General features: G+C 59.5%; 22 protein-coding genes and 1 pseudogene. 10 read left to right on the top strand and 13 right to left on the bottom strand.

Going from position 1 to position 25,821, the window contains the following annotated elements:
• Together ACIQ17_RS14740 and ACIQ17_RS14745 are read left to right on the top strand one after the other, a co-directional pair.
• Positions 1 to 487: pseudogene (locus ACIQ17_RS14740) on the top strand (ATP-dependent acyl-CoA ligase); the annotation flags it as partial.
• A gap of 93 nt (positions 488 to 580) precedes the next feature.
• Entirely contained in the window at positions 581 to 4,051 is a 3,471-nt protein-coding gene (locus ACIQ17_RS14745; RefSeq protein ID WP_398469816.1) for an indolepyruvate ferredoxin oxidoreductase family protein, read from the top strand.
• A gap of 831 nt (positions 4,052 to 4,882) precedes the next feature.
• Here ACIQ17_RS14745 and ACIQ17_RS14750 read toward each other — a convergent pair.
• The 5 genes from ACIQ17_RS14750 to ACIQ17_RS14770 are packed head-to-tail and all read right to left on the bottom strand — an operon-like array spanning position 4,883 to position 8,394.
• Positions 4,883 to 5,605 carry a DUF6602 domain-containing protein gene (locus ACIQ17_RS14750; protein WP_398469797.1) on the bottom strand — a complete coding sequence of 241 codons (723 nt, stop codon included), beginning with the start codon at positions 5,603 to 5,605 and terminating at the stop codon, positions 4,883 to 4,885.
• 11 nt (positions 5,606 to 5,616) lie between these two features.
• Entirely contained in the window at positions 5,617 to 6,519 is a 903-nt protein-coding gene (locus tag ACIQ17_RS14755) for a CBASS oligonucleotide cyclase (RefSeq protein WP_398469798.1), read from the bottom strand.
• On the bottom strand, positions 6,516 to 7,016 hold the full coding sequence (locus ACIQ17_RS14760) for an HORMA domain containing protein (protein WP_398469799.1): 501 nt from the start codon (positions 7,014 to 7,016) through the stop codon (positions 6,516 to 6,518). Before ACIQ17_RS14760 ends, ACIQ17_RS14755 begins: the two co-directional genes overlap by 4 nt.
• Complete coding sequence (locus tag ACIQ17_RS14765; RefSeq protein WP_398469800.1) at positions 7,013 to 7,489, bottom strand: hypothetical protein; 477 nt, start codon at positions 7,487 to 7,489, stop codon at positions 7,013 to 7,015. The genes ACIQ17_RS14760 and ACIQ17_RS14765 overlap by 4 nt, the downstream gene beginning before the upstream one ends.
• The gene (locus tag ACIQ17_RS14770) at positions 7,486 to 8,394 is read right to left on the bottom strand and encodes an AAA family ATPase (RefSeq protein ID WP_398469801.1); all 909 of its coding nucleotides are present in this window, start codon (positions 8,392 to 8,394) and stop codon (positions 7,486 to 7,488) included. The genes ACIQ17_RS14765 and ACIQ17_RS14770 overlap by 4 nt, the downstream gene beginning before the upstream one ends.
• A 144-nt stretch (positions 8,395 to 8,538) precedes the next feature.
• Here ACIQ17_RS14770 and ACIQ17_RS14775 point away from each other — a divergent pair, with 144 nt between their 5' ends.
• Genes ACIQ17_RS14775 through ACIQ17_RS14785 form a run of 3 tightly spaced genes read left to right on the top strand, consistent with a single transcriptional unit; the run spans position 8,539 to position 10,827 of the window.
• Positions 8,539 to 8,895, top strand: a complete 357-nt coding sequence (locus tag ACIQ17_RS14775) for a helix-turn-helix transcriptional regulator (RefSeq protein WP_398469817.1) — start codon at positions 8,539 to 8,541, stop codon at positions 8,893 to 8,895.
• Entirely contained in the window at positions 8,892 to 9,413 is a 522-nt protein-coding gene (locus ACIQ17_RS14780; RefSeq protein WP_398469802.1) for an ImmA/IrrE family metallo-endopeptidase, read from the top strand. The genes ACIQ17_RS14775 and ACIQ17_RS14780 overlap by 4 nt, the downstream gene beginning before the upstream one ends.
• Positions 9,414 to 9,423: 10 nt before the next feature.
• Entirely contained in the window at positions 9,424 to 10,827 is a 1,404-nt protein-coding gene (locus ACIQ17_RS14785) for an exonuclease domain-containing protein (RefSeq protein WP_398469803.1), read from the top strand.
• A gap of 59 nt (positions 10,828 to 10,886) precedes the next feature.
• On the opposite strand, the gene ACIQ17_RS14790 is transcribed toward ACIQ17_RS14785, so the two are convergent.
• The 8 genes from ACIQ17_RS14790 to ACIQ17_RS14825 all read right to left on the bottom strand — a co-directional run bounded on the left by ACIQ17_RS14790 (position 10,887) and on the right by ACIQ17_RS14825 (position 18,683).
• On the bottom strand, positions 10,887 to 12,446 hold the full coding sequence (locus ACIQ17_RS14790) for a recombinase family protein (protein WP_398469804.1): 1,560 nt from the start codon (positions 12,444 to 12,446) through the stop codon (positions 10,887 to 10,889).
• Positions 12,436 to 13,020, bottom strand: a complete 585-nt coding sequence (locus ACIQ17_RS14795) for a DUF2924 domain-containing protein (protein WP_398469805.1) — start codon at positions 13,018 to 13,020, stop codon at positions 12,436 to 12,438. Before ACIQ17_RS14795 ends, ACIQ17_RS14790 begins: the two co-directional genes overlap by 11 nt.
• Entirely contained in the window at positions 13,020 to 13,334 is a 315-nt protein-coding gene (locus ACIQ17_RS14800; protein ID WP_398469806.1) for a DUF3489 domain-containing protein, read from the bottom strand. Before ACIQ17_RS14800 ends, ACIQ17_RS14795 begins: the two co-directional genes overlap by 1 nt.
• A 192-nt stretch (positions 13,335 to 13,526) precedes the next feature.
• Entirely contained in the window at positions 13,527 to 15,011 is a 1,485-nt protein-coding gene (terL, locus tag ACIQ17_RS14805) for a phage terminase large subunit (protein ID WP_398469807.1), read from the bottom strand.
• The gene (locus tag ACIQ17_RS14810; RefSeq protein WP_398469808.1) at positions 15,008 to 15,436 is read right to left on the bottom strand and encodes a DUF5681 domain-containing protein; all 429 of its coding nucleotides are present in this window, start codon (positions 15,434 to 15,436) and stop codon (positions 15,008 to 15,010) included. The genes terL and ACIQ17_RS14810 overlap by 4 nt, the downstream gene beginning before the upstream one ends.
• A complete protein-coding gene (locus ACIQ17_RS14815; RefSeq protein ID WP_398469809.1) occupies positions 15,433 to 16,755 on the bottom strand; it encodes a site-specific DNA-methyltransferase in 1,323 nt (440 codons plus the stop codon). The genes ACIQ17_RS14810 and ACIQ17_RS14815 overlap by 4 nt, the downstream gene beginning before the upstream one ends.
• A 114-nt stretch (positions 16,756 to 16,869) precedes the next feature.
• A complete protein-coding gene (locus ACIQ17_RS14820; RefSeq protein WP_398469810.1) occupies positions 16,870 to 17,616 on the bottom strand; it encodes a hypothetical protein in 747 nt (248 codons plus the stop codon).
• Between the two features lie 248 nt (positions 17,617 to 17,864).
• Positions 17,865 to 18,683, bottom strand: a complete 819-nt coding sequence (locus ACIQ17_RS14825) for an alpha/beta fold hydrolase (protein ID WP_398469811.1) — start codon at positions 18,681 to 18,683, stop codon at positions 17,865 to 17,867.
• Positions 18,684 to 19,142: 459 nt separating this feature from the next.
• Here ACIQ17_RS14825 and cofH point away from each other — a divergent pair, with 459 nt between their 5' ends.
• From cofH to ACIQ17_RS14850, 5 genes are all read left to right on the top strand, one after another.
• Positions 19,143 to 21,530 (top strand): 5-amino-6-(D-ribitylamino)uracil--L-tyrosine 4-hydroxyphenyl transferase CofH, encoded by a 2,388-nt coding sequence (gene cofH, locus ACIQ17_RS14830; RefSeq protein ID WP_398469812.1) that lies wholly within the window; start codon positions 19,143 to 19,145, stop codon positions 21,528 to 21,530.
• An 86-nt stretch (positions 21,531 to 21,616) separates the two neighbouring features.
• On the top strand, positions 21,617 to 22,606 hold the full coding sequence (locus tag ACIQ17_RS14835) for an LLM class flavin-dependent oxidoreductase (RefSeq protein WP_398469813.1): 990 nt from the start codon (positions 21,617 to 21,619) through the stop codon (positions 22,604 to 22,606).
• A gap of 487 nt (positions 22,607 to 23,093) precedes the next feature.
• Complete coding sequence (locus ACIQ17_RS14840; RefSeq protein ID WP_398469814.1) at positions 23,094 to 24,224, top strand: Re/Si-specific NAD(P)(+) transhydrogenase subunit alpha; 1,131 nt, start codon at positions 23,094 to 23,096, stop codon at positions 24,222 to 24,224.
• Between the two features lie 11 nt (positions 24,225 to 24,235).
• Positions 24,236 to 24,550: a proton-translocating transhydrogenase family protein gene (locus tag ACIQ17_RS14845; RefSeq protein WP_092145745.1), complete on the top strand. Its 315-nt coding sequence runs from the start codon at positions 24,236 to 24,238 to the stop codon at positions 24,548 to 24,550.
• Between the two features lie 42 nt (positions 24,551 to 24,592).
• A partial coding sequence (locus tag ACIQ17_RS14850) for an NAD(P)(+) transhydrogenase (Re/Si-specific) subunit beta (RefSeq protein WP_398469815.1) occupies positions 24,593 to 25,821 on the top strand: 1,229 nt, incomplete at its 3' end.

Genomic DNA, 25,821 nt, shown 5'->3' on the forward strand with positions numbered 1-25,821 from the left:
CACCGTGAAGGCGTGGCGGAATCTCTGGTTTCACACCGGCGATCTCGTCTACCGCGATGACGAGGGATACTTCCATTTCGTCGATCGGCTGGGCGACCGGATCCGCCGCCGCGCTGAGAATGTCTCGTCTTACGAGATCGAGCACGCAGCCGTAAGCTTTCCGAATTTGAGCGAGAGCGCCGCAGTTGGGGTGGCGTCCCAATTCGCGTCTGACGACGACATCAAACTAGTCGTCGTCGCAAAACGCGGCGCCGTGATCGATCACGCGGAGTTGCTGGCTCATCTGGCGAAACGCCTGCCACACTACATGGTGCCGCGCTACATAGAGACCGTCGACGTGCTGCCGCGGACGCCGACCAACAAGGTCCGCAAGGCGGCGTTACGCGAAAGCGGCGTCGGCCCGACGACATGGGACCGCAAGGCGGTGGGCATTGCGCTGAAGGAGCTTGTGAAGCCGCCGGTCGATTCGAGCGCGGCGCGCCAATGACCACAGGTGTACCCGCTGCCTGTTGCCTTGCACGCGCCGCGTCTCGCCGACTTCGCAGAACCATATCAACCGGTTGAAAACATCATGACCAGCATCGTGCTCCAGGACGTGTCGCTCGAGGACAAATACACCAAGCCTTCCGGGCGGATCTATCTGTCCGGCGTTCAGGCTTTGGTGCGGCTGCCGCTGCTGCAGCGGGCGCGGGACCGCGCCGCCGGCCTCAACACGGGTGGCTTCATCTCGGGCTATCGGGGCTCGCCGCTCGGCATGTATGACAGCGCCTTGTGGAGCGCCAAGGCTCATCTCGCCGCCGAGAACATCCAGTTTCAACCGGGTCTGAACGAAGATCTGGCGGCGACCTCGGTCTGGGGCAGCCAGCAGGTCGGGCTGTTTCCGGGGGCGACCGTTCAGGGCGTGTTCGGCATCTGGTATGGCAAGGGTCCCGGCGTGGATCGCTCTGCCGACGCATTGAAACATGCCAATGCGGCGGGTACGTCGCGCCATGGCGGCGTGCTCGCGCTCGCCGGTGACGATCACGGCTGCCAGTCCTCGACGCTGGCGCATCAGAGCGAACATATCTTCCAGGCCGCGATGATGCCGATCCTCAATCCGGCCACCGTGCAGGAATATCTCGATTTCGGCATCTACGGGATCGCGCTGTCGCGCTATTCGGGGTGCTGGATCGGCTTCAAGGCGATCTCCGAAACGGCGGAGAGTTCGGCCTCCATCGTGGTCGATCCACAGCGCATTCAGTTTGTCGACCCCACCGACTTCACGATGCCGCCGGGTGGGCTGCATATCCGCTGGCCCGATCCATCGCTCGAAGCTGAGCGTCGCTTGCACGGCCCGAAGATGCAGGCTGTCGCGGCCTTCGCGCGCGCTAATCCGATCGACCGGGTCGTGCTCGATGCACCGGCCCCGCGTCTCGGCATCCTGACCACAGGCAAGGCTTATCTCGATGTCCGGCAGGCGTTGTCCGATCTCGGCCTGTCCGAACAGGCCTGCGCGTCGCTGGGCATCCGCATCTTTAAAGTCGGGCTGGTCTGGCCGCTGGAGGTGGAAAGCGCAAGGCGGTTTGCCGACGGCCTCGCAGATGTGCTGGTGGTCGAAGAGAAGCACGGGTTCATCGAGGGGCAATTCGTCCACGCTTTGTACAATATGGACGCGGCCCGGCGGCCATCCGTGGTCGGCAAACGGAATGAAAGCGGCGCGCCGTTGCTGCCCAGCGAAGGCGAGCTGTCTCCGACGCTGGTGGCGCGCGCCATTCTCTCGCGACTGGAGCGAATGGGCGACAGCAATCCCCAGCTCGCGCAGCGGCTGGCGCGGCTCGAGTCGTTCGAGCGGGTAGCGGCAACTCCCCGGATCAAGTCGCAACGTGCGCCGTTCTTCTGTTCGGGCTGCCCGCACAACACCTCGACGCAACTGCCCGAAGGCAGCCGCGCGATGGCAGGGATCGGCTGTCACGGCATGGCGACGTGGATGCCTAACCGCAACACGCAGACGATTACGCATATGGGCGGCGAAGGCGCTAACTGGATCGGCCAGGTCGCGTTCACCACGGAGAAGCACGTCTTCCAGAATCTCGGCGACGGGACCTATACCCATAGCGGCTTGCTGGCCATCCGTGCCGCCGCCGCGGCCGGCGTCAACATCACCTACAAGATCCTCTACAACGACGCGGTGGCGATGACCGGCGGACAATCGGCCGAAAGCGGCTTCACGGTCCCGCAAATCGCCTCGCAGATGGCCGCGGAGGGCGCCAAGCGGGTGGTGATCGTCTCGGACGAGCCCGATAAATATCCGGACATGAGCCTGTTTCCAGCAGGGGTGAAGGCCTATGACCGCAAGGATCTCGACCTGGTACAGCGCGAGCTGCGCGAAACATCCGGGCTAACGGTTCTGATCTATGACCAGACCTGTGCGGCAGAGAAGCGGCGGCGGCGCAAGCGGGGCCTGTTTCCCGATCCGCAGAAGCGCGCCTTCATCAATGATGCCGTCTGCGAAGGCTGCGGCGATTGTTCGGTGAAGTCCAATTGCGTCTCGGTGAAACCGCTGAACACCGAGCTCGGCCGCAAGCGCACCATCGACCAGTCGAGTTGCAATAAGGATTTCTCCTGCGTTGAGGGATTTTGTCCGAGTTTTGTCACGGTGCATGGCGGCGGTTTGCGCAAGGCTGCGAAACCAGGCACGGCCGCGCAGGATCCGTTCGGCGAGCTTCCGCTGCCGGCAGCAAAACCGCTCTACGAGCCCTACAACATGCTGATGACCGGAATTGGCGGCACCGGCGTGATCACGGTGGGTGCGCTGCTCGGCATGGCCGCGCATCTGGAGGGTAAGGGGTGTTCGGTGCTTGACTTCACCGGACTGGCGCAGAAGAACGGCGGCGTCATGACTCACGTTCGAATTGCGCCGGCTCCCGAAGACATCGCCGCCGTGCGCATCGCCGCCGGCGGCGCCGATCTCCTGCTTGGATTCGACATCGTGGGTGCTGCTTCGCCGGTTGCTCTGGCGCGCATCGAACAGGGCGTGACACGGGCGGTGATCAACACCTCGCTGACGCCAACGGCGGCTTTCGTGACCGATGGCAATGTCGATTTCGAAGCAGCTCTGATGAACAAGATCCTGCGCGAAGCCGTCGGCGACAAGGGGATCGACTTCGTGCAGGCGACCAGGATCGCCACCGCGATCATGGGCGACTCGATCGCGACAAATCTGCTGCTGCTCGGCTTCGTGTTCCAGAAAGGGCTATTGCCGCTGACCCTGGAGTCGCTCGAACGTGCCATCGAGCTCAATGGATCGGCAGTCGATGCCAACAAGCGGGCCTTGGCCTGGGGGCGGCTCGGCGCTCATGATCCGGCGGCGCTGGAGAAAATCGTGGCGGAGCGGGCGACGCCCGAGGCGCGCGAGATGTCGCTGTCCGAGCGCATTGCATTCAACGCCAATTTCCTGCGGCGCTATCAGAACGCGGCCTATGCGCAGACCTATCTGGACGTCATTGCCCGTGTGCAGGCGGCGGAGAGATCCCGCACGCCCGGGCTTCACGGCGTGACAGATGCTGCGGCGAGGGGCCTGTTCAAACTGATGGCCTACAAGGACGAATACGAGGTAGCCCGGCTCTATACCGATGGTCAATTCCTGACCAAGCTGAATCACCAGTTCGAGGGCAAGTTCAAACTGCAGTTTCATCTCGCGCCGCCGATTCTATCAAGCAAGGATCCGGTGACCGGCCACCTTCGCAAGCGCGCGTTCGGTCGCTGGGTTCTCGGCCTGTTCAAGGTGCTCGCTTCGATGCGCCAGCTCCGCGGCACGCCATTCGATATCTTCGGATATTCGGCGGAGCGGAAGATGGAGCGCGCTTTAGTCACCGAGTATCTTGCGGAGATCGATGGTCTGGTCGCTCAACTGACGCCGCAAAATCATTCCCTGGCCGAAGAGCTGTTGCGTCTGCCCGACAGCATTCGCGGCTATGGTCATGTCAAGGAGGCGGCGGTCAAAGAGGCCCGCGATCGCCAGGTCCAGTTGCGGGATGCATTCAAGGTTGGAATGATTCAGGCCGCGGAATAGCACGCAGCCGGTCCGGTCAGCCACAACAGTGCCGACCGGATTTGTCGATGGACGTTACTTCACCGATCGAAAGTCAGTATCTTCTTTACTGACGGCGGCGAGCACCAGGATGACCCAGAATGCGCCCTGTGAGCAGATCCATGAGGCCGAGATGTAACAGGGCGCGGCAGATGGCGTCACTGCTCTTGCTCCCCGCCGCCAAAAGCCTGCTCTTGTGATGTGATGCACATTACTGCTACACAATGGCGTGCCGCAGTAAATTCAGAAGTAATATCAGTGCCTTGAATGGTGCTCCGGCTTGGGTGCGTTCCCTCCCGCCCCAGCCAGGCAGTCCGGGCATTCGGCCAGACTGCTCGACTTGTCGAGAAAGGTCCGCAATTGGCGGGCTTTTGCGCATTCGGGAAAGTCTCTGGCTGGCGCAATCGACCCTGCACACCGCGAAAATCTCGAAAATCTCCGGCCGAAATTTTGGAAATTACCATTTTTGGGAGAATGCGGTCGGAGACCCGGTTCGATCACCATTGCGGCCTGCCCTCGGCAGGCGGTCTCGCCAAATCTCTGACCCTCAACGGCACAAATCCGGAGCCTCTCGTCCAAAACTGCCGCACGATCATGCCAGTTAGTATCGATCCGATCTCCGCTCGCAACCCAGAGGAACCGCGAGTCATTTCGCCTACACTGCCACTTGGTTGCGAAAAATCTCGATGTTAGCTCACAGACGAGCGAAACGGGGCGGATACCGGAAAGCCGAGACCCCGCCAGGGGGCGTGTCCGGCGCTGGTCCAGCGCCGACTGCCTTGCGACGCTCAATTGATTGCGTGACGCGCCGTGCTAGGACAGCCAGCGCGCATAGGCCTGAATGTCGATCATAGGTACTGTGCCGCTGAACTGAAGTGTGGAAATCAGGTTGAACAGGAAGGCGGTCGCCGGTCGCCCCTCCTTGGTGAAAGAGTAGGTCTTGGAGGAAGGGTCAAACGTGAAGTGCCCGTGCGCGGCAACGCATCCCATCTCGAGACGCTCCAGCTCATCCCTTACCGCGAGCGCGCGCTCCAGCGGCGCACCGAAGGAAGGGCTCCAGTCGCTCTCGAAGGTAAGCAAACCGCCGAGGATCGGTATGAGAGGCTTGGCGGGGTAGGTGCCGCCGGCGTGCGGAATCGGCAGGCTGGTGCGGTGAAGGCGCCGCACCGAAGCGACTTTCTTCTGAGCGTACTCCACCATCGCGGCATTGATCGCCTGCTTGGCTTCGAAGGCCGCATAAACGCTCTCGGCCGGCACGATAGTTTGGCCCTGGTACTTGAAGATGAACGGCGAATACTGTCGGTCGAACACCACCACGTCTATCTGGTCGCTGAAGTTGCCGTGGCTGTCGACGATGTGCGCCGAGGCGGCCTGATAGCGCTGCGGCAGGTAGTCCTGCAGCATTTCCAGCCAGACCTTTTCGCTGGCGTCGCCCTTGGTCCCGGGATGGGCAAAGGATTTGCGCGCGATCGCAAGTTTCTGCTGGATGTCATCGTGCAGCCCTGAAAGCAGCACGGAAAGCGACCAATCGGTCATGGTGAACCTCCTTACGAAAGTGGAAACTTGGGGCCGAACAGCGAGCGCCATGCCTTCAACGCCTCTACGTTCTTTCCCTGGCGCGCGAGGTTTATGGCGATGCTAGCGTCGCGGCTGGCCTGGAGCAGAAGGTCGCGCGCGCGTGTCTTGCGCGCGGTGCCCATCCCGTTGCTGATCGGCGGCCCGAGGCCGGCGGGATCCGGCCACTCGTCGAGGATGCGGTGGGCAAGGGTGGAGAACAGCGCCTGCAGTTCGTAGTCGAAGCGGCCCTGCCAACCGCCGTGAAGGCACTGCAGCGCCATCACCTCGATTAGAAACGAGGGCTTTACCGGCTTGTCGCTGCCGTAACGGGGATTGTTGTTCCAATACTTCACCATGCGCACCAGGCCCTTCCACTCGTTGGAGAAGGCTTGGTGCGCAGCGACCGCCTTCTGCGCGTGGATATCGGGGTTCGTTTTGATCCACGTGCCAGTATCCGTGTCGGGTATTTCATAATCATCCCGGGACGCGAACGCGGGAACGGTGTCAACGCTGATGACGCGATAATCGGTATTGTCCTCGGCGTCGACCACGACACCAAAATCGATATTGATCGAGCGGCTTTGCTTGCGGACGGCACTCTTGCCGTATTTCTCGACCAGCGCATCGTAGAAGGCGTCGAGCACCACGGACGGCACCTTATTGCGGTAGTGTCGCTCGCTCTCCTTCAGCACGAAGAAGATATCGATGTCCTTGAGCGGCTTGGTCTTGGTGTGACGCGCGTAGGAGCCGGTCAGGAAGCTGCGCTCGACCGCGAATTTCGTCTTCAGATATTCGCGCACCTCGGTGTGGCGCTGGCTCGCGTTTTTCTGCTCGCGGTCGTTGAGTTCGAGGCGGCTCTTGAACTTGCGGAAGGCTTCGTCGAGGCTGATCATCCGGCTTTCCTCCAATACGCGGCGCTGCCGCCCAGTCCGTTGCGCTCGATGGTGGAACCAAGGCTGTGCCGCACGAAGCCGGCCGTCGAACGGAAGGAGGTGTCGCTCCAGCCCACAACGTGGGGCCGTCCGTCCACCGTGTCGACGACGATGCGGTAGCTGGCCTCGCTGGGCCAAAGCCCGGCTTTGAGGATCGCGTATTTGATCTGGTCGGTGTCGGTCCAGAAACTGCCGTCGCCCGACGCGCCGTAGGCGATGTCGATGTCCCAGCGGCCGATAAGATCGTCGGTCGCCGGGTTGTATACCTCAAGCGTGACGGACCTGAGGTGCTGGGAGTTCAGCCATGTGGTGAGGCCGCTCATCAGCACCGTCCAGTCGCTGACGAGCTTGGAGGGATCGAGCCCGCTCAGCCGGATGATATCCTTCAGGCTCTTGAGGATGTTGTCGGCCACGTAGGTGACCGAGTGGGTATAGGAATAGACGCCAACGCTCGTCATGATCCCATGAATCCTTTCTGGTCGAAGATCAACACGGCGGTGGCCGCGGCATTGTCGCCGCCGCTCTTCTCGGTGCCATCGCCCAGCGCGCGCGCCGTTATGCGCTCGGAATGCTTCTTCAGGGCGCCCTGCACCCAACCGAGATCGTCGGGCAAACACGGTAACGAGACGTGCCAGTCGCCGCTGAGTGGGTCGAAGCCGAGCCCATCCTCGTTCGCATCCGACCCTTCAATCGCGTCATCGTCGTAGACGCAGTAGATCCTCGTCCGCGGGCCGTCGCAGGTCACCACGATGGCATCGTTGTTTGGCGCATGGTCGGCGATCACGCTGGCGGCCACGCCCGAGACCGCGAGCAGCTCATTGCGCGCAGCCGTGTTCTTGCCTTGCGTGAGCAAATCGACGATCGCGGTCCACGTCGCCATCGCCTCGCGGCCGGGCGTACTGATGAATGTTCGGCTGGCAACGGTCGTCATGCTTTCTTCTCCACGTTCAACCGGCTGGCCGTCGCTGCCTTTGCGGCGGCGAGCAACTTGTCTGAGGTCAAGGTATTCGGGTCCATCGCGACGTCGCGCGCGCTCGCCAAGGCATTCGCCACCATCTTGCGGATGGCGCGGCCATCAAGCCCGACCGAAGCGGATGCCCAGCGCGCGAGGTCGGCAGATTTCGCCAGCTTCCCGATGGCCGGATAGGTCTGCGCCAGACCGTTGAGGCAATCCGACAGGATCGCGGCGCAGGCCTCGGCATCCGGCAGCGGGACGTGCACGACCAGGTCGCAGCGCGAGGTGAAGGCAGCGTCGACCGCCTTCGGGAAGTTGCTGGTCGCGACGAACAGCAGGTGCGGGTTCTGCTCGGCGAGAACGTCGAGCTGGACCAGAACCGCATCCGTCGCGCGGTGCACGTCGACGGGGTTGGCATCCAAGCTAAGCTTGTTGCGGTCGGCGGCGAGGGTCTCGACTTCATCGAGCAGGACTATGGTCGGCCCCCGCGCGGCTGCTTCGGTGATCGACTGCGCGAACAGGTCCGACACCGCGCGTTGCGTCTTGCCCATGGCGGCGCTGGTGAGCGAATGCGGCTCCACCTCCAGCAGCTGGAATTTTCCGGTCTTGAACGACTGCGCCGTGCGGTGGGCGAGGCCGCGGGCAAGGGAAGTCTTGCCAGTGCCGGGCGGGCCAACCAGCATAATCACGCCGTGCAGCGGCAGGACGCTGCGGTCGACCTTGCCGCGGATACTGAAGTTCAACATCGCCTGCGAGAGCAACTGGTCCTTCACCGGCCCCGCCAAGATGATGGAGTCCCACAAGCGGCCCAGCGCCGGGTCAGGCAGCGAGCGGATGCGCTGGATGCCTTTGGGCCGGATGAAGTCGGGGTGGGCGGTCATAATTTGCTCCTCAATCCATTCGTGAAGCCAGCCATAGAGATTCCCGAAGCTAAAATGTTTGTCAAGAGCACAGTTATATGTGTCTATTAAGCACAAATGTTTATGACGTTGACAATAGATGCCGACGCAGCGCAAACAGCGCTTATGGTGGGCGACCCGATTTACAAAGCGTTTGGAAGTGCAATCGCCACGCGGCGGAGAGCTCTAGGGCTGACGCAGGCACAGCTTGCCAGCAAAGTGAAAGTGTCACGTGCGTCGATCGCGAACATCGAGAGCGGCCGGCAAAATATTTTGCTGCACCACGTCTACGCGCTCGCTGCTGCGCTCGAATTCACAAGAGTAGGTGAGTTGCTGCCTCCACCGCCACAGCAGAAGTCCGGAGGGGAAGAACTCAAGATGACGATCACGAACCAGGCGCTATCGGAGCTCGAAGAAGCTCAGATCGCTGATTTGATCACGAGCGCGCTGATCCCACGCCGCGGCCTCAAGGCCGGATCGTGACCGTAGCTAACCATGATCGTGCGCGGCAGGCTGCGCGCTCGATACTTCGAGAGTTTGGCATTACGGCACCGCCCGTGCCGGTCGAAAGGATCATCAAGTCACGCAAGATCGTGCTCCAGTACGCTCCGCTGGAGGCCGATCTGTCCGGCATGGCTTACATCAAGGACGGCACCGGAATTATCGGCGTGAATGCGCTCCACCACCCTAACCGCCAGCGCTTCTCGGCCGCCCACGAGCTTGCCCACCACGTGCTGCACGCTGATGCGATAAGGCAATCTGTTCATGTCGATAAGGGCATCCGAATTCTTTTCCGCGACGACCTCTCGGCACTCGGAACCGAGCCAATGGAAATTGAAGCTAATGCTTTCGCCTCGGAGTTGCTCATTCCGGCTGAGCTCCTGACCACAGCACTCGCAGGTGGTGGCGTAGACATGGAAGACGAGGCCGCTGTCGAAGCCCTCGCGCGGCGTTTCCGGGTGAGCCAAGCGGCCATGCGATTCAGATTGAGCCTGTTCTAACGGAGTACGCATGAGCTTCGTGTTCTTTGATACCGAGACGACGGGGCTTAAGCGGGGTTTCGACCAGATTTTGCATTTTGCCGCTATTCGAACCGACGCCGATCTGAATGAAATTGCGCGCTTCGAAACGCGATCTCGACTGTTGCCTCATGTGCTTCCGCACCCGTCAGCGTTGCGGACTAACGGTCTACCGATCGAACGTCTCGTAGACCCTAGCCTTCCGTCGCACTACGCGATGGTCAAAGAAATTCAGAAAACTTTGCTTGCCTGGAGTCCTGCTGTCTTTGTGGGCTTCAACTCCATCCGTTTCGACGAGGAAATGTTGCGCCACGCGCTGTTTCAGTGCCTTTTCCCCGCATTCCTTACCAGCAACCACAGGAATTGCCGCGCAGACGCACTTAGTCTCGTAATGGCCGCGGACGCCGTATCACCAGCGCAACTCGTTGTCCCGCTTGGCGACGATGGCCGTCGAACCTTTCGCTTGGGAGCATTGGCGACCGCAAATGGCGTGGCTCACGGACACGCGCATGATGCGATGTCAGATGTATTGGCGACACTCGATCTCTGCCGCCTTGTGTTCCAGCGATCACCCGAACTGTGGCAGCGCTTTGTGCGCTTTTCCAACAAGGCGAGCGTCGCGGACTTCGTTGAAGCTGAAGATGGGTTTGTGCTTACCGAATTTTTCGGGGGGCAAGCCTATCACACTGCCGCGGTCTGCATCGGCCGTGATCCGGGGCAGCCCAATGGGCGGCTCTGCCTTAACGTCGGCGAAGATGTCGAGCGGCTCTCCGGCTTGAGCGACGCAGATTTGCTGTCCCGCTTATCAGAGAAGCCTTCTCCGATTAGACGTTTGAGAATTAACGCGGCTCCGACATTGACGGCTCTTTTCGACGCTCCAGTTCACATGCTAAATGGAGCATCGATCGATGACATTGAACGTCGCGCTAGCTGGGTGAGGGATGACCCGAGCATGCGTGCTCGCCTCGTCACGGCCGCTTCACGCGAGCAATATCCATTATCACCGCACATTGAGGAACGTGTCTACAGCGGCGGCTTTCCCAAGCCGAACGACCAGGCGCGGATGATCGCGTTTCACGATTTTCCTTGGGACGAGCGCGTATCCATTGTGGAAAGTTTTGACGATGAGCGGCTGCGCTGGTTCGGGCTTCGTCTTATCTACTTTGAGGCGCGCCAAGTGCTCCCAGCCACTTTGCGGACTGAAGTCGAGAATCGTCTGGCAGATCAACTCACAGGCGACGGCACAGGCCCTCTTACCTATGAAATAGCGCTAGCTGAGACGAGTAAATTGCTCGAGACATCGATAGATCCAAACGATCTGCTCTCGCAATATCACTGCTATCTTCAAGAACGAAGCGCGCGCGTGGCGGCTTTCAAAGCGCGCTCGACCGCCTGACCTTGAAGTTCGGAAAGACTAAAATTCCATAATATTCGACCGACGAACGCGCCACGTATTCAGCCCCAGGCAATTCGCTGCTGCGCCCATGCCAGGTGGAGTGATTTGGGGATAGCAGCCAGGCTCCCAATCTTGAGGTCCGAACTGCCCGTCAGAATTGCCGTGGTGGCCGCTGGCGACAGGAAGGCAAGTCGCAGTGCGAGCCGCACGACTTTTGGGTGTAGTTGGTTCGCCTCGGCGAGCGCTTCAACCGAATCATATGAGCCGTCCTGCAGCGATCGGACCCATGCATGCGATCGAACCAACGATTGCAGCAAAGCCTGGTCAGGCACATAGACTGCGTCACCGCCAGTTTCGAGGTTGGTGTGTGCACCGCGAGCGGTTGATGGCGACCATGCAATGCGCAGCGTGTGTTCAACATCGTTCTCGCCATCCATATCGGCGGCCACGGCAGTGACAATGACGGTGTCAGACAGAAGCGCAACGCTCTTCAGACACGCTAGAGGGCTTTGATCATCTACAGGGCTGCCGTGCTGACCTGACAACCATTTCTTCATGCCATCAAGCACGATCGTCTCGATATCGAGTGCAGGAACTCTACCAACCTTGCCGACATCGGGCTTCCGCCCACGCAGCAGCGCGGTGCTGACATAGTATCGATATCGGATGCCATCCTTGACGGAATAAGTCGGGCTCATCGGATTGCCGAGATCATCGAAGAGCTTACCCCGGAGGATGGCTTCGCTGGCTGTGGGATGCGCCTTGCGACCTACAAAATTGGACTTGAGCAGATCTTGAACGGCATCGAACGTCTCGCGGGCGACGATCGGTTGATGCTCACCCGGAAACCACTTGTCTTTATATCGGGTCTCGCCGACATAGATCCGGTTTTTCAGGAAATTGGCCAAGGGACCGTAAGTGAATGGGATCCCGCCATTGTATTTGGCGACCTTGGTCTGGCGCCGTTTGGTGACGATGCCTCTGGATTCCAGGTCCGCCATCAGCCGGGACAAGCTCTTCAGCTCCAGATAGCGCTGGAAGATGGTCCGGACGCTCTCGGCTTCAGTCTTGTCGATGATGAGCTTCTTGTTCACAGCGCGATAACCGAGGGGAACGGTCCCGCCAGTCCACTTGCCCTTGCGGCGGCTGGCGGCGATTTTGTCCCGGACACGTTCAGAGGACAGCTCTCGCTCGAACTGCGCAAAGGACAACAGCACGTTCAGGGTCAGCCGTCCCATTGAGGACGTTGTATTGAACTGCTGGGTCACGGCGACAAATGAGATCGACTTGGCGTCGAAGGCTACGACCAGTTTGGCGAAGTCGGCGAGCGACCTGGTCAGCCGATCGATCTTGTAGACGACGATGACGTCCACTTTGCCTGCATCGACATCCTTCAGCAGCTGCTGCAGAGCTGGCCGATCCAGATTCCCACCGGAATATGCCGGATCGTCGTAGCGCTGGGGGAGGGCACGCCATCCCTGCGACGCCTGGCTTTTGACATAGGCCTCGCAGGCATCGCGCTGAGCGTCGAGCGAGTTAAATTCGAGGTCCAGCCCGTGCTCGGTGGATTTGCGGGTGTAGATCGCGCAGCGAACCAGCTTGACGGAATTAGTGGCCATGAGCCCTGCCTCCACCCAGTTTGCCTTCGGCCTTCAGCATGGCGGCCCGCTTGCGATAGTCACTGCCACCCGCCAGCTGCGGCTTATGGTCTGCAGGGTCACTAGCCTTGTCCGGTTTTGGCCGGAGTCCGAAGAAACGTGGTCCATTCCAGCGGGTCCCCGTAATCAGGACCGCGATCTCCGAAAGGTTGCCATAGATGGCACCTTCATAGGCAAAGCCGTCGGCCATGACCGTCACCCGGTAGGTCTTGCTCTTCCAGTTGCGGACCAGGATCGACCCGGGTTTGATGCGGCGGGGCAAAATCAATTTACCGCCTGGTTTGGCGACAAAAGCGTTGATCATTTCGTCAAGCACGCGCTGCACTGGTCGTGGGATGCCCCCGTAGGCTTTCTCCTGGATGCGATACGCGATGCTGCGACGGAGGAGATCGGGCCCAAAAGCGGTCGGCGGCTCAGCCCGGAACAGCGCGCGGTAGCGCAACCGCAGTTGAACGATGGGCGTCGTCGGCAGGCGCTCTAGCTCGGCCTCGACGACAGCGTCGAGGCCGAGCTGCGTTGTGCGGGATTTTGCCATCAGCGCTCTCCCGCAGCCTTGATGACCCTATAAAGGCGCCGTCCATCCAGCTTCTCGGAGACGAGGTTCAGCTTGAGCTTGGTCTTCACCGTTCTAGCGAGAAAGCCTCGCACGGAGTGAGCTTGCCAACCGGTTGCCCTCATAATGGCGGAGATGTCGGTGCCCTTAGCAGCCTGAAGCATTGCGAGCACAGTGGCTTTTTTAGAACCTCCCTGCGTCTTGACGGATCGGGAGGGTGTCCGTCGGGCAGCTTTCGCAGCCGACTTACTGTTGCTTGATCTACTTGTCGTTCGCTTCGTTTTGCTGATTGTCATCTGGTTCCTCGCAAATGCAGCGTCGCGCTGCACCGATGCAACCCCGCTGTCTGGCGGGGTGCGCGGAGGAGGCCGAAGGCCGCATCAGTAACGCTCAAGTGCGGCAGGTAGTCGAGCAGAAATATGAGCAATCTTGTGGCTCATTCAGGCTGAAATGAGCCACAAGATGCTCGAAGATGGAGACTGGAAAACTTACCAAAGCCTTCTGTTGTACATGCCCCAGATCTTCGCTTCATCCGGCATGATGCTCTCCAGCTTGTCGACCCAGGATAGGGTCACATCGTAGGTCGATTTAAATGCCAAGGCCTGACTGACGCTATCGACTTGATCGTCATGCTTGCCTTGTGGAAACATTAGAAGCTCCGTTTCCAGATCCTTTAGCCAAGGCTCGCTTCGCGGAAAGTGAACGAGCCCGGCCTCGAACTTCGCCTGCTGGAGCCACAAGCGGTTCGCTTTGTTGTGCTCAACCTTCACGGCCTGCATATTGAAGTTGCCTGCCTGTCTCAGCTCTTGGATCAGGCCGGCGCCCGTCATGGCATCCTCGACGAGGATCGTGTGAGGATTAAACGCTTGCCCGAGCGCGATGGCCTTATCGCGCAACTGTGGATATTCGAACCGGCCGCGAGAGACGTTCAACAGGTAGAAATGTTTGCCCTCGACTTGCCACGTGGTGCAGACTGACCAGTCGTTGCGCGTGCCGTCTTTGACCGCGGTGTCCCAACTCTGGATGATCCTTGAATCGGGAGTTCGAGGTGGAGGAAAGTCATAGTACTTAAACCACTCCCGCCGGATCATAGCCCCGCCAGACGGAACAGGTGCTTGCTGATACTGGGCTGCAAAGACTTCTGACCCCACCTCCCTCTGGAGAGTCCGCAACGTTTCAAGGGATTCGTATGCCGGGTGAAGTGCTTCTCCAGCCTTTCGCTTGTAGATCTCGCCGGTACCGATCGAGATTTCCTCGTCGTCCTCAGCGATGGCGGGCAAGTTTAGGACAGTCCACCCGTCAGAATGTTCCAGCAGGTGGCCTGTCAGATCATTCATATGGACCCGTTGCATGACCAGGATGATCACGCCGGTCTCCTTGTTGTCGAGGCGGGACCGCAACGTGTTCGAAAACCAGCTATTTACGCGATTGCGATTCGCCTCGGACTGAGCATCGATGGGCTTCTGTGGATCATCAATGATGAAGATGTCGCCGCCAAGTCCGGTGAGGGCAGAGTTCACGGTCGTAGATCGACGAAAGCCTCTCTGTGTTGTGAAAATGTCAGAGTCGGCGGCTCTCTTGACGCGCATCTTCGGGAACACATCACGATACCAATCGGACTCGACGAGAGCCCGAAAGTCACTGGCGTGCTTGGCCGAGAGGTCGTCCGCATAGCTGACGCCGAAGATCTTGAGGCGCGGATTCTGACCCAAGAGGAAGGCGGGAAAGACCACCGATGTCATCATGGACTTGAGATAGCGCGGTGGAAGATTGATGATCAAGCGTGTGATCTCACCTGAGCGAATTTGCTCCAAGGAATGTGCAATCGCCCGCATATGCCAGTTCGGCATGTAATCTGCCCCGGGATTTAGCTCCCTGAAGCTTCGATGTAGAAATTGCTCGAAGTCCGTCCTAAGCAAGGAGCGGTAGAAGTCCTTCGGATTATCTTTCGCAATTCTCTTCGATGCCGTCATAGCTTCTCTCCAGTGATTTTCTTGCGGAATTCGGTGAGGTAGGAATTGAGGACCTTCTCGTCGTCCTCGCTCATGGATGGTGTTTCGACTTCGCCGGCCGTGATTGCGTGATAGCGGTTCAGTAAAAATGCTGAGCTCTTCACATTGCCTTTGAGGCAATCCTCGGCAATCTTGCGCAAGATGCCTTCGAGCAACGTTATCTTCCGTACTCGTCCTCGCTCATTGACTGTGATTTTATGCTGAAAGAGCTCCTGCATAATTGTGGCTTCGCTCTTCGCGCCCTTAGGACGGCCTTTCGGATTTCCGCTTTCTCCCGGTTTGAACTGATGGGCACGCGGTGGCTTGCCATAGCCCACGCGCTCAGCTCGGAGATTCAGCGAGCCGCGCTTCGCAGAAGCCGATTTGGTCGAACGCTTCCTGATCATGTGCGGCGCCCCGGCACTTTGGTACGACGGAGCTTGGAGATCTCATCGAAGGTGGCCCCAGTGACTTCGAGTACGGCATCGCGGCCTGTAAACTCCTGCCATCGTCGGATTGCCGTGTCGACGTAGAGGGGATCGATCTCTAGGCCGTAGGCCTGACGGCCGACGCGCTCTGCGGCAATGATCGTTGTGCCGCTTCCCATGAACGGGTCGAACACGATATCTTGGCGACGCGTGCAGTCTTTAATGGCATCCGCCACGAGGGCGACCGGTTTCACCGTGGGATGGATTGAGAGCTCGTCCATTCTGCCGGACCGAAACGAATTGACGCCCGCGTACTGCCACACGTTCGATCTTGAACGGCCAAAGCGACCGAGCTCGACATTGTTCTGATGGGGGGCGTTTCCGTTCTTGAACACAAAGATCAGTTCGTGCTGAGAACGATAGAAGCTGCCTTGGCCAGCATTGGACTTGACCCAAGCCACAAGGTTTTTCAGTTCCGAATAGACCTGCGTTCCAGCGGCAAGGGTTTCGCCGAGATGTCGCCAATCCATGCAAACAAAGTGAATTGAGCCGTCAGCGGAGTGCTCAGCTGCCAGCTCCATCCAACCCGCCAGGAAACGGGTAAACTGCGCGGGCGTCATCTCGCCTGAAGCTGCTTTGAACTCGCGATGCTTCGTCTTTCCGCGATTGACAACGTCGCTAATCGACACATTGTATGGAGGATCTGCAAACACCATTGCAGCGCGCCGCTTGTGCATCAGTGTGCTGACGTCAGACCGCGTTCGGGCGTCACCGCAGCAAAGGCGATGGCAGTCCATGAGCCACAGATCTCCGGGCTCGCTTATTGCTGAGGTAGCCGCGAGCGGTGGGATGTCTTCCGGCGGCGTCTCGGCATCGGTAAAGTCGCTGCAAAGCAGGTCAAATTCAGCAGGCTCGAAGCCAGTGATACTCAGATCAAGCTGAATGTCCGGCAGGAGAGAAGAAAGCTCGCCAAGCTCTGCCGCCAAAGCCGCGCGATCCCAGCCGGCGTTGATCGCAATCTTGTTGTCTGCAATTGCGAGAGCGCGCTTCTCCGCATCGTTGAGACCGGACATGACGATGACCGGAACATCTTTGATCTGGCGTTCGATCGCTGCAAAATACCGCCCGTGACCAGCGATAATCGCGAAACTCTCATCGACAAGGATCGGATAGGTCCAACCAAACCGGCTGATGCTATCCGCGATCTGACGGATCTGATGCCGAGAATGGGTTCGGGCGTTGCGCTTGTTCGGTCGCAGCTTTCGGATCGGCGTAAGGGAAATTGGGCGGTAGGCCATTGAACACTCCGTCGTCGGAGTGTTTCAATAATCGAGGCAGATCAGCCAAATCCAGCGCTGCTTCGCCATTCAAAATAAGGCAAGGTGCCTCAATTGTGGTGTGGGCAATGATTGTTAGCTTGCGCGTGTGGGCGAAGCGCGCCTTGGCTGCCAGAGGCCACAACGCATCATCGCCTTTCGGATCGTTTCTGGAGAAACTGAGCACTCGTATTTCTGGTTGAAGTCGTAACAAAGCACTTTCAATGGAGGTACCGTAGAATCTTTGCTTCGGACAAATGGAATAAGCATCGACCAGTCGAGCCATCGAATCTGCGGAGGGTGGGCCTGCTGGTCAGCCGATAAAGTTGCATATGGTGATCGGTAGAAGAACTCGATATTTGGTATCGATGATAGAACAAACAATACGATCTTACGGTCCAACTCCGAAGGTTCACCCAGCAATGGCGCCGGATCAATCGTGATTGCGCGCATTACTTGTAGAGATTGCAAAAGAACACGGCCATCACTGCCGACCATAGCATTGCTAAGTTCATGTATTGCTCGCTTCTCCGCAACAGACGAGCCGGGTCGCTTCCCATGAAAATGAGATGCTGTCACGAGAGGGACTGATACAAGATTCCCCTGTAGTGGCCGGAAAACGAGGCTAACGATGCTAGCGCTGATGCCGCTGTCGGGCATCAAGGAGTAAGTTTTCACTCTTGCGATATCGCTAGCTGTAAAGCCCGCCTTCTTTTCCAGAACATCCAGCGCTCCAGCAACTGAACGTCTAGAACCGCGCGGGGTATCAGCAAGAACAGGCATATTCATCTCCGCGATTTCTACCATCGCATCGAACGCCAGCGGCAGAATTGTGGCAGCCAAGGTGCTCCTCGCATAATGGGCGATATGGAATGGCTGGTAATGGAGCAAAGCCGGCGTCCATGCGCCCGATTATAAGGCACAGGCGTGCGTGTCTCGCCAAGTGTCACCTACCCTTCAGCGTATCTGTCTGCCAGATAGACGTTTCGTGATCACACAGGTGCTGCGATGCGATACGCGCGAGGACCCACCTGAAATTCAGTGAGACCTCGTGCAATTGCGAAACGTGGTTGCTTGATGATGAGAGCTCTCTACGAGATAAACGCGATCAAGTCTGCATTGAGCCGGTCGGCCGCTGTTGCGAACAAGCCATGAGGCTCGCCCTCATATTCGATCAGCTTCGAACCCGGAATGGCCTTGGCCGCCGCACGGCTGGAGGGACCGATCGGGATCGTCTTGTCGCTGGTTCCGTGAATGATCAATGTGGGAACCGTGAATGATTTCAGATCTGGCCGGAAGTCCGTTCTGGCAAACGCGTCGATGCAGTCGATCGTCGCCTTCGGGCTAGCCATCAGCGCCAACACGAACGACCAATCGAGCAACGCATTGCTGACAGGACTGCTTACCCAACCCACGCCATAGAACTGCTGGCCGAATTCTTTCAGGAAAGCGAAGCGATCGCGTCGAACCTCCTGTTTCATTTCCTCGAAGACCGACGCATCGACGCCATCCGGGTTGTCGTTCGATTTCAGGAGAAACGGAACGACCGACGCGACCAGCGCGGCCTTCGCAACACGGGTCGCACCATGTCGAGATAGATAGCGGGCGATCTCGCCGCCACCCATGGAAAACCCGACAAGCGTGACGTCTCGTATGTCATCCTTCTCCAACACAGTCGCGAGGTCGTCCGCGAAGGTATCGTAGTCATAGCCGCTTGCTGGATGCGCTGAATGTCCAAAGCCGCGTCGATCATATGTGATGACGCGGTAGCCTGATTCTATAAGTGCGAGCGTTTGGTACTCAAACATATCGCCGGTCAACGGCCAGCCATGGATCAATACAACGGGCTTTCCTGACCCGATATCTTTCACATGAAGCTTGAGACCATCCTTCGTATCTATCAGTGCCATGACATCCTCCTGTTAAGCGCACTAAACCGCTATCAGCAGGTAACGTTCCAGATGTCGTCTTGTGTGATTTTAAGGCGAAGGGCGATGACGGCAGGGGCTGCTCGCTGGGAATCCAACGCTGCGTGCGTGTTGCAATCGCTGGGAGTAAGAGCTTGGCGACGCATGGTTCACAAGGGAGCTGCATCTAAAGAGAAGTGCACTGACTATCGGTTCGATCCATAAATGGTTCAGGGCGCCAAGCGCTCCCAGTCTGTCCTCTTGTGTGTCCACCAGCTCCTGCTTGACACCAGATCGACATGGCGTTTAGATCAGATTCAAGCTAAGAACAGCGTGCCGTTTATCGGCACGGTCGACAAACCTCCGTCCTAGACGGTTAGCCGCTGGAGTTTCTACGTTGGTGGAAAGCGTAGGCAAATTGATATCGTCCGCCTAGGCCCTCTATCCATCGATCGGGTTCGCATGACATATTCCAGCCTTGATACACCAGAAGCATTCTTGGGGCGTTTGGAACGCTTTTCGCTTTCCGAGCTGTTTGCGCAGGCGCAGTCACTGCGGCTGGATGGCCATGGCACGGTGGTGTCGTATTCGCGCAAGGTTTTCATCCCGCTGACGCATCTGTGTCGCGACGTTTGCGGATACTGCACCTTCGCCAAGATGCCACGCGAAGTGGCTTCGCCTTATCTGTCCGCTGAACAGGTGCTGGCGATCGCGCGCGCCGGTGAGAAGGCGGGCTGCCACGAGGCCCTGTTCACGCTCGGCGACAAACCGGAATTGCGCTACCAGGCTGCGCGCGACGCGCTGGCTGCCATGGGCTATGCCTCGACCGTCGATTATCTCGAAGCGATGTGCTCGCTCGTCCTCAAGGAGACTTCGCTGCTCCCCCACGTCAATGCCGGCGTCATGAGCGAGGACGAAGTGGCCCGCTTGCGCAAGGTCAGCGTTTCGCAAGGCATCATGCTGGAGACGATCTCGCCGCGCCTGTGCAAGCGTGGCGGTGCGCATTACGGCTCGCCCGACAAGGATCCGCAGGTGCGGATGGCAATGATCGAAGCGGCTGGTCGTCAACGTGTTCCTTTCACGTCGGGGATCCTGATCGGTATCGGCGAGACACGCCTTGAGCGTATCGAGTCGCTGCTGGTCCTGAAGGAGAGCCATGACCGCCATGGCCATCTGCAGGAGATCATCGTCCAGAACTTCCGAGCCAAGCCGGACACTCGCTTCGCGAAGAGTGATGAGCCGAACCTGGACGATCTGCTCTGGACCGCTGCAGCGGCGCGCCTCATCTTCGGCCCGGACATGAATATCCAAGTGCCGCCCAATCTCAGCTACGATATGTTCCCGCGGCTGCTCGATTCCGGCATCAATGACTGGGGCGGCATTTCGCCGGTAACGGCGGATCACGTCAATCCGGAAGCGCCATGGCCAGCGGTCGCGCGCCTCGATTTTGCGACTGAAGCCGCGGGCTGCGTGCTCGAACAACGTCTTGCGATCTATCCTGCCTATGTACGTGAAGCCGGCAAATGGCTGGACAAGGCGCTGCTATCGAAGGTGCTGCGGCTGGTCGATGGCGAGGGTTTTGTGCGCGAGGACAACTGGTCTCCGGGCACTGTAGAGGGGCTGCCGCAAGCGCGTCCGCGCATGCGGACCGATCACCGCATCCCTGAACTGGTCGCCAAGGCGCGCGGCGGCACGCGCTTGACCGAGAGCGAGGTGACGACACTGTTCCGCGCACGCGGCGGCGATGTGGAGATCATCTGCACAGCCGCCGACGAGGTTCGTGCCGAGACCAGCGGCGATCTTGTGCGCTACGTTGTCAATCGCAACATCAACTATACGAATGTCTGCAGTTATCACTGCACGTTCTGCGCCTTCTCCAAGGGCAAGACGCATGAGCACCTGCGCGGCAAGCCCTATGATCTGTCGCTCGACGAGGTGAAGCGCCGAGTCACCGAGGCATGGGACCGCGGTGCCACCGAAGTCTGCATGCAGGGCGGAATCAATCCGCGCTACACCGGGGATACCTATCTCGAACTTCTGCATGCGGTGAAGCAAGCGCAACCCGCCATGCACATCCATGCCTTTTCTCCGCTGGAGATCGCGCAAGGTGCAGCGACGATCGGCGTGCCCGTGCGGCGCTATCTTGCAATGTTGAAGGACGCCGGTCTCGGCTCGCTGCCGGGCACGGCTGCCGAGATCCTCGACGACGAAGTGCGCGACATCATCTGCAAGGACAAGCTGCGCACCGACGAATGGCTCGAGATTGTCGGGACCGCTCACGAGGTCGGACTGAGGACGACCTCGACCATCATGTTCGGCCATGTCGAGAGCTACGCGCATTGGGCACGGCATCTGCTCCGGCTGCGCGACCTGCAGGAGCGGACCGGCGGTATCACCGAATTCGTGCCGCTTGCCTTCGTGCATATGGAGGCGCCGATGGCGCTGCGCGGCCAGTCCCGCATCGGGCCGACCTGGCGCGAGGTCCGGTTGATGCATGCGGTCGGACGCCTGGTTCTGCATCCACTGATCACCAATGTGCAGGCCTCATGGGTCAAGCTCGGCGCCGAGGGGATCACGTCGCTGCTTAAGAGCGGAGTGAACGATCTGGGCGGGACGCTGATGAACGAGAGCATCTCGAGGGCCGCCGGGACCCAGCATGGGCAGGAATTCGCGCCGTCGCAGATGGAGCAGGTCATCACCTCGCTCGGTCGGCGCGTCGAGCAACGCACCACGACTTACCAGTCCGTGCCGCGCGAGCGCTACGATACGAGCTATCGCGCAGCGCCGCTCACCGACATGATCATGACCCCGTTCAGCGCAAAGCGAGAAGCAGTGGAATCTCGCGCCTGAGACAAGCAGCGAAAGCCTCAGAACATCCGCATTGGCGACTCATTGTTTAAAACTTCACCAACGAAATACAAAAAGTAGAGAAAGCCATGAACAGCGAGTTCGGAATTTCATTGGAAGGCAATGAGGCGCTGGACTCCCTCCGCGCGATGATCCGTTTGGCAGACGAAGGCGGTGTGTCTACGATTTGGCTTGCGTCCCATCTTTTTCAACGAGAACCGATTGCGACAGCCGCGATGGTTCTTTCCAGTACAAAAAATGTGCGAGTCGCATTGATGGCCATGAGCCCGTACTCGGTTCATCCGGTCTACAGCACCATGGCCGCAGCGACCCTCAATGAGCAGTTTCCCGGACGTGTCACGCTATGCTTCGGCGTAGGCGCCCCTCGCGACCTAGAAGCTGCAGGGCTGAAGGCGGATCAGCCGCTGGCGACCCTCCGCGAATCCATCAATGTCGCGAGATCACTGCTTAGCGGAGAAATTGTCCAACATGCGGGTGATCGCTTCCAAATCACCGGGCGCCGGCTCGCGATAGGCGCGCAAAGTCTCCCGATCTTCCTTGCCGCGTCCGGGCCACAAATGCTCGAACTCGCCGGCGCGTCCGCAGACGGCGTCCTCTTGAGCGCAGCAACCTCCCCCGCGTTCCTTCGCTGGACCCTGGATCTTGTTCGTAAGGGCGAACAGAAAGCCGGCCGCACGATCAAAAAGAGCGCTTTGGTCTACGTCTCAACCGACGAAACCGCCACGGTTGCTCATGATCGCCTTCGCCGTACTCTTGGATTTATTCTACGCGGGCAGCATCATGCCCGTAACCTGGAGATGGCAGGTACTACGCTTGATCAGGAAGCCCTTGTTGCAGCCTACGCCCGCGAAGATTGGCCAGCTGTTGCATCACTAGTGAACGATGATGTTGTTGTTCGCCATAGCGCGAGCGGGACATCAGACGAGGTTACGGCAGCTTTGCGAGTTTACGAGTCTGTTGGGTTGGAAGAGATCGTATCCGCAGGGATGACAACGCCACCTCAACTGAGCTCAGTGCTCCGATCACTCGGTCGGGCACGATGGTACGGTGCGCTGTAACTCTGGTGCTCGACCAGCCTCTAACCATGCGACGTTCGTGATCAGATGAACGCCGAGCTGGCTATCTTTCCCGCGGACGATTGCGCGCAATTGCACGCAGAACAATGCCAGCTTGTCATGCCACTGAAGGACGGCACTATGTTAGAAGGCCCTTATCCAATGGTCACCGCCTCAATTCACTAAGCGACAACAATTCTAACGTCGCGTGACGGGGCCGGTACTCCGCAGACGCGTGCCGAATGTTCAGCGGCACTACTTGCCAAACTATATTCGCCGGTTCACCGGAGGCTCGCGATGAGCAAAAGTCAACCTTTCACGAAAGCGACAAACGCCATCACGTTCCTATATTCGGCACGGTGTTCTTTTCTATTGCATGACGTCTTCGTTCTGTTAAGCTTTGGCACTTTCCAGCGCATTCCTTGATGCGAGCGATCGTCTTCTGTCTAAATTCGTTCATCACAGTCGAACTAAGTGAGCAGTGAAAAACGTGAAGATTGCCGTTGCCAAAGAGATCGATCCGCTTGAGCCGCGCGTTGCGGTCTCGCCGGACACGATCAAGAAGTTCAAGGCGCTTGGTGCCGAAGTGGCAATCGAGCCGGGTGCGGGCATCAAATCGGGCATGCCGGATTCCGAATACATCGCGGTTGGCGCGACCATTGCCGCCGATGCCGTGAAGGATGCGGATATCGTCATCAAGGTGAAGCGCCCGGAGGCCTCCGAGCTTGCGAACTACAAGCGCGGGGCGCTGGTGATCGCGATCATGGATCCCTATGGCAACGAAGCCGCGCTGAAGACCATCGCCGATGCCGGCGTGTCGGCCTTCGCCATGGAGTTGATGCCGCGCATCACCCGTGCGCAGGTGATGGACGTGCTGTCGTCGCAGGCCAATCTCGCCGGTTATCGCGCGGTGATCGAGGCCGCCGAATATTTCGGCCGCGCCTTCCCGATGATGATGACCGCAGCGGGCACCATTCCGGCCGCCAAGGTGTTCGTGATGGGCGTCGGCGTTGCCGGCCTGCAGGCCATCGCCACCGCGCGCCGTCTCGGCGCTGTCGTGACGGCGACGGACGTGCGTCCGGCCACCAAGGAGCAGGTGGAGAGCCTCGGTGCGAAATTCCTGGCCGTCGAGGACGACGAGTTCAAGAATGCGCAGACCGCCGGCGGCTACGCCAAGGAAATGTCCAAGGAATACCAGGCCAAGCAGGCTGCCCTCACGGCCGAGCATATCAAGAAGCAGGACATCATCATCACCACAGCGCTGATCCCGGGCCGACCGGCGCCGCGTCTGGTCACGGCTGAGATGGTCGCCTCGATGAAGCCCGGTTCGGTGCTGGTCGATCTCGCTGTCGAACGCGGCGGCAATGTCGAGGGCGTCAAGGCTGGCGAAGTCACTGACATTAACGGCATCAAGATCGTCGGCTTCACCAATGTCGCCGGTCGCGTCGCCGCCTCGGCGTCGAGCCTTTATGCACGCAACCTGTTCTCCTTCATCGAAACGCTGGTGAACAAGGAGACCAAGGCGCTTGCGGTGAACTGGGACGACGAACTGGTGAAGGCCACGGCGCTCACCAAGGACGGCGCCGTCATCCATCCGAACTTCCAGCCGAAGACTGCCTAAGGAGAGCCGCCATGGATCATGCTTCGCTGGTTTCCCCGTTTGTTTTTCAGCTCTCCATTTTCGTGCTCGCGGTGTTCGTCGGCTATTTCGTGGTGTGGTCGGTGACCCCCGCGCTGCATACGCCGCTGATGTCGGTGACCAATGCGATCTCGTCGGTGATCGTGGTCGGCGCTCTGCTCGCGGTTGGCGTCAAGCTGGCTGGCAGCGGTGGCGTGCTCGCCCGCGGTTTCGGCTTCGTGGCGCTGATTTTTGCCTGCGTGAATATCTTTGGCGGCTTCCTGGTCACCCAGCGCATGCTCGCAATGTACAAGAAGAAGTCCAAGTGATTGGCGCTCACCTCAAGGTGACGAAAGTGATGGGGTCCTGAGATGAACGCCAATCTGTCTGCACTGCTTTATCTTGTCGCCGGCGTGCTCTTCATCATGTCGCTGCGCGGCCTGTCGAGCCCGGCCTCGAGCCGCCAGGGCAATTTCTTCGGCATGGTCGGCATGGCCATCGCCGTCGGAACCACGCTGGCCGCGCATCCGCCGGCCGATGCGCTGGGCTGGATCCTGGTCATCCTCGGCATCGCCATCGGTGGCGGCATCGGCGCCGTCATCGCCAAGCGCGTGCCGATGACCTCGATGCCCGAACTGGTCGCCGCCTTCCACTCGCTGGTCGGCATGGCCGCGGTGCTGGTCGCCGCCGGCGCCTTCTATGCCCCCGAAGCCTTCGGTATTCTCGATCCCGCGACCAACAAGATCGTGGCCGCAAGTCTGGTCGAAATGTCGCTCGGCGTCGCCATCGGTGCGCTGACTTTCACCGGCTCGGTGATCGCCTTCGCAAAGCTTTCGGGCCGCATGAGCGGTGCGCCGATCATCCTGCCGGCACGCCACATCATCAATATCGTGCTCGGCCTTGCGCTGGTGTTCTTCATCTACGGTCTGGTGAAGTCCGGCTCGGCCGTCGACTTCTGGGTCATCACCATCCTTGCGCTGCTGCTCGGCGCGCTGCTGATCATCCCGATCGGCGGCGCCGACATGCCGGTCGTGATCTCGATGCTCAACTCCTATTCGGGCTGGGCCGCTGCCGGCATCGGCTTCACGCTGGGCAATTCGGCGCTGATCATCACCGGCGCGCTGGTCGGCTCATCCGGTGCGATTCTGTCCTACATCATGTGCCACGCGATGAACCGCTCCTTCATCTCGGTCATCCTCGGCGGCTTCGGCGGCGAGAGTGCCGTGGCCGGCGGTGGTTCGGGCGAGCAGAAGCCGGCCAAGCTCGGCTCGGCGGATGACGCGGCGTTTATCATGAAGAACGCGCAGAAGGTCATCATCGTGCCCGGTTACGGCATGGCGGTGGCTCAGGCCCAGCACGCGCTGCGTGAAATGGCCGATACGCTGAAGAAGGAAGGCGTCGAGGTGAAATACGCCATTCACCCGGTCGCCGGCCGTATGCCAGGCCACATGAATGTGCTGCTGGCCGAAGCCAATGTGCCCTACGATGAAGTGTTCGAACTCGAGGACATCAATTCGGAATTCGCCCAGGCTGACATCGCCTTCGTCATCGGCGCCAATGACGTGACGAACCCAGCGGCGGAAGAGGACAAGACCTCCCC

Source organism: Tardiphaga sp. (assembly GCF_044340795.1).
Lineage (GTDB): Bacteria > Pseudomonadota > Alphaproteobacteria > Rhizobiales > Xanthobacteraceae > Tardiphaga.

Coding starts and splice junctions, on each gene's coding strand:
- ACIQ17_RS14750 (WP_398469797.1), bottom strand. CDS start 5,605: ATGACCGATTGGTCGCTTTCCGTGCTGCTTTCAGGGCTGCACGATGAC.
- ACIQ17_RS14755 (WP_398469798.1), bottom strand. CDS start 6,519: ATGATCAGCCTCGACGAAGCCTTCCGCAAGTTCAAGAGCCGCCTCGAA.
- ACIQ17_RS14760 (WP_398469799.1), bottom strand. CDS start 7,016: ATGACGAGCGTTGGCGTCTATTCCTATACCCACTCGGTCACCTACGTG.
- ACIQ17_RS14765 (WP_398469800.1), bottom strand. CDS start 7,489: ATGACGACCGTTGCCAGCCGAACATTCATCAGTACGCCCGGCCGCGAG.
- ACIQ17_RS14770 (WP_398469801.1), bottom strand. CDS start 8,394: ATGACCGCCCACCCCGACTTCATCCGGCCCAAAGGCATCCAGCGCATC.
- ACIQ17_RS14775 (WP_398469817.1), top strand. CDS start 8,539: ATGGTGGGCGACCCGATTTACAAAGCGTTTGGAAGTGCAATCGCCACG.
- ACIQ17_RS14785 (WP_398469803.1), top strand. CDS start 9,424: ATGAGCTTCGTGTTCTTTGATACCGAGACGACGGGGCTTAAGCGGGGT.
- ACIQ17_RS14790 (WP_398469804.1), bottom strand. CDS start 12,446: ATGGCCACTAATTCCGTCAAGCTGGTTCGCTGCGCGATCTACACCCGC.
- ACIQ17_RS14795 (WP_398469805.1), bottom strand. CDS start 13,020: ATGGCAAAATCCCGCACAACGCAGCTCGGCCTCGACGCTGTCGTCGAG.
- ACIQ17_RS14800 (WP_398469806.1), bottom strand. CDS start 13,334: ATGACAATCAGCAAAACGAAGCGAACGACAAGTAGATCAAGCAACAGT.
- terL (WP_398469807.1), bottom strand. CDS start 15,011: ATGACGGCATCGAAGAGAATTGCGAAAGATAATCCGAAGGACTTCTAC.
- ACIQ17_RS14810 (WP_398469808.1), bottom strand. CDS start 15,436: ATGATCAGGAAGCGTTCGACCAAATCGGCTTCTGCGAAGCGCGGCTCG.
- ACIQ17_RS14815 (WP_398469809.1), bottom strand. CDS start 16,755: ATGGCCTACCGCCCAATTTCCCTTACGCCGATCCGAAAGCTGCGACCG.
- ACIQ17_RS14825 (WP_398469811.1), bottom strand. CDS start 18,683: ATGGCACTGATAGATACGAAGGATGGTCTCAAGCTTCATGTGAAAGAT.
- cofH (WP_398469812.1), top strand. CDS start 19,143: ATGACATATTCCAGCCTTGATACACCAGAAGCATTCTTGGGGCGTTTG.
- ACIQ17_RS14835 (WP_398469813.1), top strand. CDS start 21,617: ATGAACAGCGAGTTCGGAATTTCATTGGAAGGCAATGAGGCGCTGGAC.
- ACIQ17_RS14845 (WP_092145745.1), top strand. CDS start 24,236: ATGGATCATGCTTCGCTGGTTTCCCCGTTTGTTTTTCAGCTCTCCATT.